14 protein-coding genes are annotated in these 12,697 nt (G+C 74.9%); 4 read left to right on the top strand and 10 right to left on the bottom strand.

The annotated features are described in order from the left end of the window. Positions 1-6: 6 nt before the first annotated feature. The gene (locus OG715_RS33265) at positions 7-672 is read right to left on the bottom strand and encodes a response regulator transcription factor (protein ID WP_266273580.1); all 666 of its coding nucleotides are present in this window, start codon (positions 670-672) and stop codon (positions 7-9) included. Beyond that, positions 669-1,940: a sensor histidine kinase gene (locus tag OG715_RS33260; protein ID WP_266273581.1), complete on the bottom strand. Its 1,272-nt coding sequence runs from the start codon at positions 1,938-1,940 to the stop codon at positions 669-671. Before OG715_RS33260 ends, OG715_RS33265 begins: the two co-directional genes overlap by 4 nt. Before the next feature lie 143 nt (positions 1,941-2,083). Between OG715_RS33260 and OG715_RS33255 the strand changes: the two genes are divergently transcribed. Both OG715_RS33255 and OG715_RS33250 read left to right on the top strand, forming a co-directional pair. Next, positions 2,084-2,992, top strand: coding sequence for an ABC transporter ATP-binding protein (locus OG715_RS33255; protein ID WP_266273582.1), 909 nt, complete (start codon positions 2,084-2,086; stop codon positions 2,990-2,992). Beyond that, positions 2,989-3,780 (top strand): hypothetical protein, encoded by a 792-nt coding sequence (locus OG715_RS33250; protein ID WP_266273583.1) that lies wholly within the window; start codon positions 2,989-2,991, stop codon positions 3,778-3,780. The genes OG715_RS33255 and OG715_RS33250 overlap by 4 nt, the downstream gene beginning before the upstream one ends. Positions 3,781-3,817: 37 nt before the next feature. Here OG715_RS33250 and OG715_RS33245 read toward each other — a convergent pair whose 3' ends face one another. Both OG715_RS33245 and OG715_RS33240 read right to left on the bottom strand, forming a co-directional pair. Beyond that, positions 3,818-4,495, bottom strand: coding sequence for an aminoacyl-tRNA hydrolase (locus tag OG715_RS33245; protein ID WP_266274623.1), 678 nt, complete (start codon positions 4,493-4,495; stop codon positions 3,818-3,820). Positions 4,496-4,666: 171 nt separating this feature from the next. Continuing rightward, positions 4,667-5,596 (bottom strand): hypothetical protein, encoded by a 930-nt coding sequence (locus OG715_RS33240; RefSeq protein WP_266273584.1) that lies wholly within the window; start codon positions 5,594-5,596, stop codon positions 4,667-4,669. A gap of 147 nt (positions 5,597-5,743) precedes the next feature. On the opposite strand from OG715_RS33240, the gene OG715_RS33235 reads away from it, so the two are divergent. Beyond that, the gene (locus tag OG715_RS33235; protein ID WP_030391935.1) at positions 5,744-6,118 is read left to right on the top strand and encodes a YbjQ family protein; all 375 of its coding nucleotides are present in this window, start codon (positions 5,744-5,746) and stop codon (positions 6,116-6,118) included. 137 nt (positions 6,119-6,255) lie between these two features. Then, complete coding sequence (locus OG715_RS33230; RefSeq protein WP_266273585.1) at positions 6,256-7,446, top strand: NAD(P)-binding domain-containing protein; 1,191 nt, start codon at positions 6,256-6,258, stop codon at positions 7,444-7,446. Between the two features lie 55 nt (positions 7,447-7,501). Here the strand turns inward: OG715_RS33230 and paaE are convergent, their stop codons facing one another. The 6 genes from paaE to def all read right to left on the bottom strand — a co-directional run bounded on the left by paaE (position 7,502) and on the right by def (position 12,430). Further along, complete coding sequence (gene paaE / locus OG715_RS33225) at positions 7,502-8,686, bottom strand: 1,2-phenylacetyl-CoA epoxidase subunit PaaE (protein ID WP_266273586.1); 1,185 nt, start codon at positions 8,684-8,686, stop codon at positions 7,502-7,504. Continuing rightward, complete coding sequence (gene paaD / locus OG715_RS33220; protein WP_266273588.1) at positions 8,687-9,226, bottom strand: 1,2-phenylacetyl-CoA epoxidase subunit PaaD; 540 nt, start codon at positions 9,224-9,226, stop codon at positions 8,687-8,689. Between the two features lie 5 nt (positions 9,227-9,231). After that, on the bottom strand, positions 9,232-10,113 hold the full coding sequence (paaC, locus tag OG715_RS33215; RefSeq protein WP_266273589.1) for a 1,2-phenylacetyl-CoA epoxidase subunit PaaC: 882 nt from the start codon (positions 10,111-10,113) through the stop codon (positions 9,232-9,234). 17 nt (positions 10,114-10,130) lie between these two features. Then, positions 10,131-10,424, bottom strand: coding sequence for a 1,2-phenylacetyl-CoA epoxidase subunit PaaB (gene paaB / locus OG715_RS33210; RefSeq protein WP_266273590.1), 294 nt, complete (start codon positions 10,422-10,424; stop codon positions 10,131-10,133). Continuing rightward, positions 10,421-11,557 (bottom strand): 1,2-phenylacetyl-CoA epoxidase subunit PaaA, encoded by a 1,137-nt coding sequence (paaA, locus tag OG715_RS33205; RefSeq protein ID WP_407661045.1) that lies wholly within the window; start codon positions 11,555-11,557, stop codon positions 10,421-10,423. Before paaA ends, paaB begins: the two co-directional genes overlap by 4 nt. A 219-nt stretch (positions 11,558-11,776) precedes the next feature. Then, positions 11,777-12,430 carry a peptide deformylase gene (gene def / locus OG715_RS33200; protein ID WP_266273592.1) on the bottom strand — a complete coding sequence of 218 codons (654 nt, stop codon included), beginning with the start codon at positions 12,428-12,430 and terminating at the stop codon, positions 11,777-11,779. Between the last annotated feature and the right edge of the window lie 267 nt (positions 12,431-12,697).

Genomic DNA, 12,697 nt, shown 5'->3' with positions numbered 1-12,697 from the left:
CGGTGGTCACTCGGTGGGCGTCACGAAGCCCGACTCGTAGGCGAGGATGACCGCCTGGGTCCGGTCCCGCGCGCCGAGCTTCGCCAGCAGGCTGCTGACGTGGGTCTTCACCGTCTGCACCCCGAGGAAGAGCTGTTCGGCGATCTCGCCGTTGGTCAGCCCGCGCGTCACCAGGCGCAGCACCTCGGCCTCGCGTTCGGTCAGGGCGGCGCGGGCCATCGTGCCGCGGGCCGCCGCGTTTCCCTGGGCGGCGGCGAGCCGGCGGATCTGGGCGGGGAAGAGCAGTGACTCGCCGGCCGCCACCAGCCGTACGGCCTGGGCGATCTCGCTCGGCCGGGTGCGCTTGAGCAGGAAGCCGTCCGCGCCCGCCCGCAGGGCCTGGTAGACGTAGTCGTCGATCTCGAACGTGGTGACGACCAGGATCTTCGGCGCGTACCCGCCGGGCGCGGCGGCGTCGCGGACCAGTTCGCGGGTGGCGGCGAGGCCGTCCAGGCCGGGCATCCGAACGTCCATCAGCACCACGTGCGGGCGCAGTCGGCGGGCGAGCGCGATCGCCTCCGCGCCGTCCTCCGCCTCGCCCACCACCCGCAGGTCGCCCTGCGCCTCCAGCACCACCCGCAGGCCGGCCCGGACGAGTTCCTCGTCGTCGGCCAGCAGAATGTCGATCGTCACCCGGCCAAGCGTAGGGGTACCCGAACGGTCAGCACCCACTCGCCGCCTTCGGCGCCCGCGGCGGTCTCGCCGCCCAGCAGGACGGCCCGTTCGCGGATGCCGCGAAGTCCCTTGCCGCCCCGACGCGGTGAGCTGCCGCGGGAGCGGGCGGACTGCGGGCGGAGGGCGTTGGCGCAGCGCAGTTCCAGGCTGCCGTCGCGGACGGCGATCCGGATGCTGATCGGCTCCCCGGGCGCGTACTTGAGGGCGTTGGTGACGCCCTCCTGCACGATCCGGTAGCCCTCGCGGGAGAGCACCCCGGGGAGGGCTCCGGAGGAGACGTCGACCCGGGCCTCGACGGGGCTGCCGGCCGCCCTGGCGGTCTCGAACAGGGCGGGGAGCCGGTCTATCCCGGGCCGCTCCCGCGCGTCCTCGCCGCCGGGGCCGGTCCCGGAGTCCGGACCGGGGCTGCCCGATCCACCCTGGTCACCCGGGTCGCGCAGCAGGGCGAGCGTGCGCTCCAGGTCGTCCATCGCCCGCCGGCCGGTCTCCTCGATGACCTCCAGCGCCCTGGCGGCGAACGCCGGGTCGCCGAGCTCGCGCGCCGCCCCGGCCTGGAGCACCGTCACCGTCAGCGCGTGGCCGATCGAGTCGTGCAACTCACGTGCCAGCAGGTTGCGTTCCAGCAGGCGTTCGGCGCGGAGCTCGGCGGCGGCGAGTCGCTCCGCCGGGGACGGCCCCAACAGCCTCACCGCCATGGCGAGCTGGAGCCGCCCGGCCCAGACGACCAGCCAGCCGAGCGCGAACAGCAGCACCGGCGCCAGCAGCACCGCCCAGCCCGGCCCGCCGTCCCTGCCCTCGCCGGCCGACCGCAGCCCGAACACCGCCTGCTCCGGTCGCGCCACCAGGTCGAGGACGGCGGCGGGCACGAGGACCGAGGCCCCGCCGACGAGCCAGCCGAGGACCACCCGGCCGACCAGCCAGGCCGCCGTCCGCCGCCGGTCGGCCCAGCCGCGGGAGGGCTCGACCGCGATGTCCTGCTCCCGGTCGGGCACCAGCAGCAGCCGCGCCTGCACACCCTCCGCCCGCCGCATCGCGGGCACCAGCGCGGCCAGCACCAGCAGCGCGGCGTCCAGCGGCACCGCCCGCGCCAGCAGCTCGCCGCGGCTCCACCCCTCCACTCCCGGATAGACCATCAGCACGACGCCGACGAAGACCAGTCCGATCAACAGGTGCAGCCAGCGCGCGTAGGTGGTGGCGCTGAACAGGGGCGCGAGTATTCGGGGCATCGCGCCATCCTGCCAGGTCAGGGCCCCGAGCAAACTCCCTCTCGGGAGGGAGGCGGATCCCCTCCCGGGCGGGATCCGCCGGCCCCCCTGACTGCGGTCCCATGGAGTCACCGAAGCACGGAGGAGAGGAACGGAGGACGATCGTGATCAAGGTGGAGGGCCTCACCAAGGAGTACGGCGGGGCGCGGGTGGTGGACGGGCTCGACTTCGAAGTGGCCCCGGGGGTGGTGACGGGCTTCCTCGGGCCCAACGGCGCCGGCAAGAGCACCACCATGCGGCTGATCCTCGGCCTCGACCGCCCGACGGCCGGCCGGGCCCTGGTCGACGGCCGCCCCTACGCCGAACTCGACCGCCCGCTGCGGCGGGTGGGGGCGCTGCTCGACGCTCAGGCCCTGCACGGCGGCCGCACGGCCCGCGGCCACCTGCGCTGGCTGGCCGCGAGCAACGGTCTGCCGGACCGCCGGGTCGACGAGGTGCTCGACCGGGTCGGCCTGACCGGGGCGGCCGGGCGGCGGATCCGCGGCTTCTCGCTCGGCATGCGCCAGCGCCTCGGGGTGGCCTCGGCACTGCTCGGCGATCCACCGGTGCTGATGCTCGACGAGCCGGTCAACGGCCTCGACCCGGAGGGCATCCGCTGGATCCGCACCCTGCTGCGCGGACTGGCCGCCGAGGGCCGGGCGGTGCTGGTCTCCTCGCACCTGATGACGGAGATGGCCCTGACCGCCGACCACCTGGTGGTGATCGGCCGGGGCCGGCTGCTGGCGGACTCTGCGGCCTCCGACTTCATCGACCGCCACGGCCGGACCAGGATCCGGGTACGGGCCGTCGACCCGGTCCGGCTGGCCGCGCTGATGCTCCGTTCCGGCCTGGACGCGCAACCCTCGGCGGACGGCGCCTGGGAGGTCACCGGCACGACGGCCGAGTCCGTCGCCGCCCTGGCCGCCGCCGACGGCGTGGTGCTGTTCGAGATCGCCGTCCAACAGGACTCCTTGGAGGAAGCCTTCATGCGGATGACCGCCGACAGCGTCGAGTACCGGGCGGTGGCCGCATGACCACCGCGACGACGACCACGACGACCACCACGACGACCACCGTGACCGGCTCGACGCTCCCTGCCGCCCTGCGCGCGGAACGGATCAAGTTCACCACCCTGCGCTCGCTCTGGATCACCCCGCTGATCGGCCTGCTGCTCACGGTCGGGTTCACCACCGCCGTCGCCGCCACTCTCGGCGACAAGGACAGGAGCATCACCTCCGACCCGGGCGTCGGCATCCACTACGGCCTCAACTTCGGCCAGGCGGCCCTGGTCTGCTTCGCCGTCCTGCTGTTCGGCCAGGAGTTCAACACCCGCATGATCGGCCTCTCGCTGACCGCCGTCCCGCACCGCGGGCGCCTCTACAGTGCCAAGCTCGCCCTCGCCGCAGCCGTCGCCCTCGCCGTCGGACTGGCCGGGACGGCCGGGGCGTTCGCCGGCTACGCCACGTTCGTCCCGGAGGTCTGGGACGGCCCCGCCCTCGTCCGCAGTGCCACGGCGGGTGTGCTCTACCCGGTCCTGCTGGTGGTGTTCTGCCTCGGGCTGACCGCCGTCCTGCGCAACCTCACCGCGGCCATGGGCCTGCTGCTGCCCGTCGTCTTCCTGCTCTCCCCACTGCTGTCCGGCGTCCCGGTCGTGCGCCACGCCGTGCAGTTCCTGCCCGACCGGGCCGGCCAGTACGCGCTGCGCTACACCGACGACCCGCAGGTGGCGTACGGGCACTGGACCGGCCTGCTGATCATGGCCCTGTGGGCCGCGGCCGCGACCTACGGCGGCATACGCAGCCTGCGCCGCCAGGCGTTGTGAGCCCCCGGCACCGACACCGGGCGTCCGCCGACACCGCTCAGTCGCGCAGCGCCGGGTGGTCCGCCACCACGGTGCTGCTCCCCGGGGCGATCTCCGTGAAGCCCGCGTCCTGCACCAGCGGGAGGCCGCTCGCCACCAGTTCCGTCCAGGCCTCCGGCGTCGCCGTGCGGACGGCGAGCGCGAAGCCGCTCTCCGCCCACTCCTTGCGCCGGGCCTCGTCAAGACGCCACCAGGCCAGCTGCGCGGCGTGGCCGGTCTGCGCCATCGTCTTGCCGGCGCTCATCTCCAGCTCCGGGTTCAGCCACAGCACCGGCACACCCGGGGGCGCGGCGCCGACCGGACCGGCCTCCTCCAGGTCGGTGCCCGACACCTGGAGCTTGGCCAGCTCCTTCGGCCAGCCGTCCAGCGGCACCGGCGGGAACACCCGCACCTCCGCCTCCAGCCCCGTCACCGTGATGCCGGGCAGTTCCCCGGCCCGGCGCCACTCGCCGCCGCGCGCCCGCCGGACCACCTTGCGGATCCGCGCGTCCTCCCAGGCCAGCACCCGCTCCGCCCACTCGCCCTCCGCCTCGACCACCCGCGGGTCGTTCAGCAGGGTCAGCACCGCCCGCGCCGAGGTCTCCAGCGCGTCGGTCCGGCCGGGCGGCGTCGCGCGCTCCATCCGGACGACCAGCGGCAGCACGTACTGCTGCCGGGCGTCGCGGTCCTCGGGCATCGGGTCTGGAACGGGGGCGTCGAACGGTGAGGTCACCCGACCAGCATGCCAGCCCCCGCCCCGGGGCGATCACCTCGGGGCTCCCGGCGCCCGGCGCCCGGCACCCGGCACCCGGCGCCGGGCGCCGGGTCGGCGGCTCGCGGTCGGCGGCTCCCGGGCAGCGGCTCGCGGTCAGCGGCGGTAGCCGCGCTGCGCCTCCCGCTCCTCCGCGTCCTCGTAGTTCAGGAACCAGCCCTCCGGGTGGGTGGCGGTGAGCAGCAGTTCGGCTCGCTGCTCCGCGGTCAGCTCCGGGTCGCCGTCGTCCGGTCCGTAGACGCCGAACAGCTCGTCGTGGCAGCCGTCCCAGTCGTAGTCGTACAGGTCCGCGGGCAGATCGCCCATCATGTCGGCGACGGACTCGGGCTGCGCGCCGAGCAGTGTCCGGGCGTCGACGAGGGCCATCCGCAGCGCGATCTCCTCCGCCAGGCAGCGCGGCAGCGGCCATTCGCCGAGCGCGAGGTCGTCGGCGAGGTCGTCGAAGGTGCGGGCCATCGACCGGCGCCAGTTGCGGTGCAGCCGCCAAGTGCGTTGCGGCAGCCTCCCGAACACCGTCCAGTCGGCCTCCTCGCCGTCGGCGACCGGCTCGTCCTCGTGCTCGTCGAGGTCGTCGTAGGCGGCGTCGGCCAGCCCGAGCAGCTGGGCGTGGAGCAGGCACGCGGTGCGCGGGGTGAGCGTCCAGTCGCCCGCCGCGTTGCCGCCCTCCTCGTCGCCGTCCAGCGGGAACAGCTCGGCGAAGTCCGGCGCGAAGTCCTCGGTGACGCTGATCTCCAGCGTGCCGCCGACCGCCTCGACCCCGGGGATCGCCGCCACCAGCCGGTCCGGGTGCAGCAGTGCGCCGAGTGCCGCGTTGGCGTCCTCGGCCACCTCGCGCAGCAGTTCACGGCGCTGCCCGGCCGGATCGATGCCCTCGAAGTCCAGTTCCTCCACGGCCGCGATGGCCGCGGCGCGCAGCGCCGGCCAGTTCGTGATCCGCAGTCCCAGGACCACCGTCGCCTCGATCTCCTGCGCGCCGGAGTCCTCCGCCGCGCCCGGCCCCTGTGGATGATCGCTTCGCTCGCCCATGGGGCTACGGTACGGCCTTTCGGCCGTCCGATCACCGGTCTGTTCCGGCTACCCTACGCGTTCTCGCCGTCACTGCTCCGCCTTCTCCCGGGCGCACCCCCGCGCGCCTCTGTTCGGCGGCGTCGGACCGCCCGCAGGATGGGCGCCATGGCAAACATCGACGAGTACGGCGGCGGGCAGCGCCCGGACGCCCAGGTGCTGGTAGTGACCACCAACGACATCCCCGGCTACCGGGTGGACCATGTGATCGGCGAGGTCTTCGGCCTGACCGTGCGCAGTCGCCACATCGGCAGCCAGATCGGTGCCTCGCTGAAGTCGCTGGTCGGCGGCGAGCTGCGCGGCCTGACCAAGACCCTGGTGGAGAGCCGGAACGAGGCGATGGAGCGGCTGGTCGAGCAGACCAAGGCGCGCGGCGGGAACGCGGTGCTGATGTTCCGGTTCGATGTCACGGAGGCGGCCGACGCGGGTACGGAGGTCTGCGCGTACGGCACGGCGGTGGTGATCTCCCCGGCCACGGCCTGAGCCGAGGGGGTCGGGGAGGTCCGGCCCGGTCTGCTCCGGCCCGGCCCGGACCCGACGGCGGAGGGGCTCGCGGACGCCGGTGTTCCCGGTCCGGAGGCGGCCGGGAACACCCGCCGCGCACCGGATGTTTCACCCGCGTGACTGTTTACGGTGCAACCAACTCCGACCCGGTCCGCCGGGTCGACGTCCTGGTGATCGGCGCGGGCCAGGCGGGCCTGTCCGCCGCCTACCACCTGCGCCGCCGCGGCTTCGCCCCGTACCGCGAAGCCGTCCGGGGCGGCGGGACGGGCGAGTTCGGCGGGGCGGGAGGGGCCGGTGACACCGGCGGCGGGTTCGTCGTCCTCGACGCCGACGACGCCCCCGGCGGCGCCTGGGCCCACCGGTCCCCCTCGCTGCGGATGGCCACCGTGCACGGATTCCACGACCTGCCCGACGTGGAACTGCCCGAAGTCGACCCGAACGCGGCGGCGCGCGACGTCGTCCCGGGGTACTTCGCGGCGTACGAGGCGCAGCACGCGCTCCCGGTGGTGCGCCCGGTCAAGGTCCTGTCGGTGCGCTCGGAGTCGGCGCGGCCCGACGCCCGACTGCTGGTCGAAACCGACTCCGGCACCTGGTCGGCCCGGGCCCTGATCAACGCCACCGGCACCTGGACCCGGCCCTTCCTGCCCCACTACCCGGGCCGGTTCGCCGGGCGGCAGCTGCACTACGCCGCGTACCGGGGGCCGGAGGAGTTCGCCGGCAAGCGAGTCCTGGTGGTGGGCGGGGGCGCCTCGGCGATCCAGGTGCTGTCGGAGGTCGCGGCGGTCGGCGAGACCGTCTGGGCCACCCGTACCCCGCCGGTCTACCACGCCGGTCCGTTCACCCCGGAGTACGGGCGCGCCGTGGTCGCCCAGGTCGAGGAGCGGGTCCGCCAGGGGCTGCCGGTGCGCAGCGTGGTGAGCGTGACCGGGCTCGGACCGTCGGTGGCCTACCGCCGCGCCGAGGAGCTGGGCGCGCTGCGGCGGCGGCCGATGTTCGACCGCCTCACCGAGCACGGGGTCGCCTGGGGGGACGAGGAACTCGCCGTCGACGCGATCGTCTGGGCGACCGGCTTCCGTCCCGAGGTCGGCCACCTCGCACCGCTCGGCCTGCGCTCCCCGGGTGGCGGCATCGCGCTGACCGGCACCCGGGCCACCGCCGACCCCCGGGTCCACCTGGTCGGCTACGGGCCGTCCGCCAGCACCGTCGGCGCCAACCGCGCGGGTCGGGCGGCGGTCAACGAGATCGTGGGGCTGCTCGGCGCCCCGGCCGCCGCCCCGGCCGCTGCCGTCGCGGTGGCGGCCGGGTAGCGCCAGCAGTCCGGGACGGGCGGGCGCGGCCGGGGCGGGCGCGGCCGGGCGCCCGTCAGCGGTCGTAGTCGACCGTCACCCGGTCCGTCACCGGACGGGCCTGGCAGGTGAGGACGTAGCCGGCCGCCAACTCCTTCTCCTCCAGGGCGAAGTTGCGCCGCATCGACACCTCCCCCTCGGTGACCAGGGCGCGGCAGGTCCCGCACACCCCGCCCTTGCAGGCGAACGGCAGGTCCGGCCGGGAACGCTGCGCGCCGTCCAGCACCGAGCGGTCGCGCGGCAGGCTGAGCGTGCTGCCCCGGCCGTCCAGGACGACGGTGACCTCGCTGCGTTCGACGCCCTCGGCACCCTCCGTCGCGCCCGGGGTGTCGTCGGCGCGTTCGCCGATCGGCTCGTCCTCGGCGTGGAACAGCTCCTGGTGCACCCGGTCCGTCGGCACGCCCAGACCGCCGAGCAGTTCCTTCGCCCCGGTGACCATCCCGAACGGCCCGCAGAGCCACCAGTGGCCGACGGCCGGGACGTCCACCAGCGCCCGCAGCAGGGCCTCGACCCGCTCCGGGTCGAGGCGGCCGCTGAGCAGTTCGGCGTCCCGGGTCTCCCGGGAGAGCACATGGACCAGCTGGAAGCGGCCCAGGTAGCGGTCCTTCAGGTCGGCCAGCTCGTCCGCGAACATCACGGTGTCGCTGCGGCGGTTGCCGTAGAGCAGGGTCACGGTGGAGGCGCGGTCGGCGGCCAGCACGGAGGCGGCGATGGACAGCATCGGCGTGATGCCGGAGCCGGCGGCGAGCAGGACGTGGTCGGCGGGCTCGCCGAGGTCGGGGGTGAACAGGCCGGACGGCGTCAGCACCTCCACCTCCTCGCCAGGCCCGGCGTCCCGCACCAGCCAGCGGGAGAACAGGCCGCCCGGCACCTCGCGCACGGCGATGCGCAGCGGGCCGCCGACGGGGGCGCAGATCGAGTACGAGCGGCGCTCGTCGACCCCGTCCACCACCCGGCGCAGCGTCAGGGTCTGCCCCGGCCGGAAGGCGAACGCCTCCGTGAGCCCGTCCGGCACCGCGAAGGTCACGGCGACGGCGTCGTCGCAGAGGCGCTCCACTGCGGCGATCCGCAGGGCGTGGAACGCCGGTCGGCGGGCCGGACGGACGGGCGAGGGCTCGGCGGACGGCGGGACTGCCGGCGCTGCCGGGACCGCCGACGGGCCGGCTGCGGGTGGGACTGCTGCGGGTGGGACGGCGGCCATTCAGATCTCCTTGACGCGTTCGAAAGGCTCGCGGCACTCGCGGCAGCGCCACAGCGCCTTGCACGCGGTGGAGCCGAAGCGGGACAGCTCCTCGGTGTCGCTACCGCCGCAGAGCGGGCAGGCGACGGGCGCGGCGGCCGCGACCCGGGTCGGGCCGAGGCTCAGCAGGGTGGCGACGCCGCCCGCCGCGCCGCCCCCGGGCCGCGGCGGGGCGATGCCGGCCTCGGCGAGCTTGCGCCGGCCCTCGGCGGTGATCAGGTCGGTCGACCACGGCGGGTCGAGCCGCAGTCGGACCCGGACGTCCGCGAACCCGGCCGCGCGCAACCGCCGGTCCACATCGGCGGCCATCTCGGCGACGGCGGGACAACCCGAGTAGGTCGGGGTGAGCCAGGCGGTCACCACCGGGTCCTCCGGGCCCCCGGCCACCTCGACGTCGGCCAGCACTCCCAGGTCCGCCAGGGTCAGCATCGGCAGTTCCGGGTCCGGCACGGCGGCCGCCACCGCCCAGGCCGCCCCGCTCGACGCGCGCTCCCCGGCCACGGCCGTCACCACGTCGCGCCCGGGTGCGCGCGGGCCAGCACCTGCATCTCGGCGAGCAGCAGACCCAGGGCCTCGCTGTGCACCCCGTCCCGGCCCGCCCGGCCGCCGACGGTCGCCAGCCCCGGCACGTCCGGCACGGTCAGCCCGGCCTCCGCCAGCACCGCCGCCAGTGAGCGCAGCACCGGTTCGCGCAGCGTCGCCGGGTCCACGCCGACCCGCAGCTCGACCGGGTGCGCGGTGAGGAGCTCCTCCAGCAGCGGCCAGACCGCGTCCAGACCGGCCTGCATCCGCGCGGCCGAGTACGGCGTGCCGTCGCCGAGGCGCAGCGTCCACGCGGTGGCGTACTCGCGGTGGTAGGCCAGCTCCTTCACCCCGCGCGCCGCGACCGCCGCCAGCACCGGGTCGGCGTGCCCGGCCAGCGCCTCGTAGAGGGCGCCGCGGACGGTGGAGAACAGCAGCAGGCGGGCGATCGAGTACGCGAAGTCCCCGTTCGGCGCCTCGACCAGGCGGACGTTGCGGAACTCGTTCTCCTCGCGCCAGTACGCCAGGTCGTCCTCGGTCCGCCCGGAGCCGTCCGCCTGCCCGGCCCGGGTGAGCAGTTGGCGGGCCTGGCCGAGGAGGTCGAGGCCGAGGTTGGCGAGCGCGACCTCCTCCTCAAGTTCGGGCGCGCGGGTGCACCACTCGATGAGGCGCTGGGCGAGGACGAGCGCGTCGTCGCCCAGCATGAGGCAGTAGGCCGCGAGGTCGGTCCCGTCCAGCCCGGGCGGGACGGCGGTGTCCACCCCGAGCAGTGGGTCGGCGAAGCCCGTCCCGTACGCCCAGCGGCCCTCGCCCTCGGGCTCGGGGGACGCCTCGGCGAGGCTCAGGTACACGTGGTCGTCGGTCATGGTTCGGCTGCTCCCGGTCAGATGTGCGGGACATCCTCGGGGATGTCGTAGAAGGTCGGGTGGCGGTAGACCTTGTCGCCGCTGGGCGCGAAGAAGGGGTCGCGCTCGTCCGGGGTGGACGCGGTGATGGCGTCGGAGCGGACCACCCAGAGGCTGACGCCCTCGTTGCGGCGGGTGTAGAGGTCGCGGGCGGCGAGCAGCGCCATCCGGCCGTCGGCCGCGTGCAGGGAGCCGACGTGCACGTGGTTCAGGCCCCGCCGGGGGCGCACGAACACCTCGTAGAGCGGCCAGCCGGCCTTGGACTCGGTCACTTTCCGTTCTCCTGTTCCGTCTTCGTGCCGGGGTTCGAGGCCGTACCGGCGTCCGTCCCGGTGCTCGTGCCCGTCGCGGTACTCGTGCCGGTCGCGGTACTCGTGCGGGCCTCGGCGCGGCGCTTCTCCGCGTACGCGGTGGCCGCCTCGCGGACCCACGCGCCGTCCTCGTGGGCGACCCGCCGCCGTTCCACCCGCTGGGCGTTGCACGGGCCCTGGCCCTGGATGACCCGGTTCAGCTCCGACCAGTCCGGCTCGCCGAAGTCCCAGCTGCCGTGCTCCTCGTTCCAGCTCATCCCGGGGTCGGGGAGGGTGACGCCCAGGTGCTCGGCCTGCGGCACGGTCATGTCGACGAAGCGCTGCCGCAGCTCGTCGTTGGTGTGCCGCTTGATCCGCCAGGCCATCGAACGGGCGGTGTTCGGCGAGGCGGCGTCCGAGGGGCCGAACATCATCAGCGACGGCCACCACCAGCGGTCCACCGCGTCCTGGACCATCCGCCGCTGGGCCTCGGTGCCGCGCATCAGCGTCATCAGCAGCTCGTAGCCCTGGCGCTGGTGGAAGGACTCCTCCTTGCAGATCCGGACCATGGCGCGCGCGTACGGGCCGTAGCTGCAGCGGCAGAGCGGGACCTGGTTGCAGATCGCGGCGCCGTCGACCAGCCAGCCGATCACACCGACGTCGGCGAAGGTGAGGGTCGGGTAGTTGAAGATCGAGGAGTACTTCTGGCGGCCGGAGATCAGCTTCTCGGTGAGTTCGGCGCGGTCCACGCCGAGGGTCTCGGCGGCGGCGTAGAGGTAGAGGCCGTGACCGGCCTCGTCCTGGGCCTTCGCGAGCAGGATCGCCTTGCGCCGCAGGGAGGGGGCGCGGGTGAGCCAGTTGCCCTCGGGCTGCATGCCGATGATCTCGGAGTGCGCGTGCTGGGCGATCTGGCGCACGAGGGTCGCCCGGTAGGCGTCGGGCATCCAGTCGCGGGGCTCGATGCGCTGCTCCGCGGCGATGACGGCCTCGAACGCGTCCTCGGGCGATGCCCCGGGCCGCTCGGCCACCTCTGCTGTCACCACGGTCCCCTTTCGCTGCCTGTGTCCCCACCCGTCGGCGGGCCGCCAACCGACTGACCGTTCGGTCGGTACCATTGTGCGCGGTGGGACGGGCGACTGACAAGGGAGCACCGCCGATGACGGGGCAGCGGCTCGGGGGACGGGGCAGCGGCCCGGGGGCGGGCAGCTGCTCGTGACCCGGCGGGGCGGGGCCAGGAGCGGGCGAAGGCCGGGCCCGGGCCCCTGGGGGGCTCGGGCCCGGCCGAGTGGAACGCGTCGCCGCCGGCCGCTCACCGACGGCGCGGAAGACCTGGGTCAGGCCGACGTCCGACGCAGGGCGGCCAGTTCCTCGGCGCGGACGGCCCGCCCGGCGAACACCTCCGCCTTGCGCTCCTCCATGCGGCGCAGCGCCGCGCGCCGCTCCCGGGCGGCGAGGCGGTCGATGTAGAGGCCGCCGCCCAGGTGGTCGGCCTCGTGCTGGAGGCAGCGCGCGAAGTAGCCGCGCCCCTCGACGACCAGCGGCCGGCCGTCCAGGTCCCGGCCCCGGACCACCGCCCGGTCCGGACGGGCCAGGTCCGCGTACGGGCCGGGGACGGACAGACAGCCCTCCTCCGCCTCGACCAGTCGCCGCTCACCGGCGGGAAGCTCGTCGAGCACGGGGTTGAGGATGTGGCCCACGTGGCGGACGCCGTCCTCGTCGGAGCAGTCCCAGACGAAGAGCTGGAGGTCGACGCCGATCTGGTTAGCGGCCAGTCCGGCGCCTTCGGCGACCCGCATGGTGGCGAACATGTCGTCGATCAGCCGCGCCAGCGCGGGCGTGCCGAACTCGTCCTCCGCCACGTCCCGGCACCGGCGGTGGAGGACCTCCTCCCCGACGACGGTGACCCGTCGCACCTCGCCCCGCAGGGCCTCCGGCGGCACCTCGGGGTAGGCCGCCTGCACCTCGCCCTGCAGTCGCACCTGCCTCACCTGCCCCATCTGCCTCCGGGTCGTCCCCGTCCGGTTCGCCGACTCGTGTCGCGCCATGACCTTCTCCCCCTCCTTGTGCCTGCGGCTTCCGTGGTGCTGCTGCGCTGCCGGGTTGTTGCGGTCCCGTGCGTCCGTGCAGTCCTGCGGGTCGCGTTCCCGGAATCCCGGGCTCCCGCATTGCCGGGCAACCCGGATTCCCGAGTACCCGGCTCGTGGCGCTCTCCGCGCCGCGGTGTCGGATGCGGCGCCGCGGCGCGCAGGATCCGA

The sequence above is a fragment of the Kitasatospora purpeofusca genome (genome assembly GCF_036010405.1).
In the GTDB taxonomy this organism is placed as follows: domain Bacteria; phylum Actinomycetota; class Actinomycetes; order Streptomycetales; family Streptomycetaceae; genus Kitasatospora; species Kitasatospora purpeofusca.
This window is presented reverse-complemented; position numbering and strand designations above follow the sequence as displayed.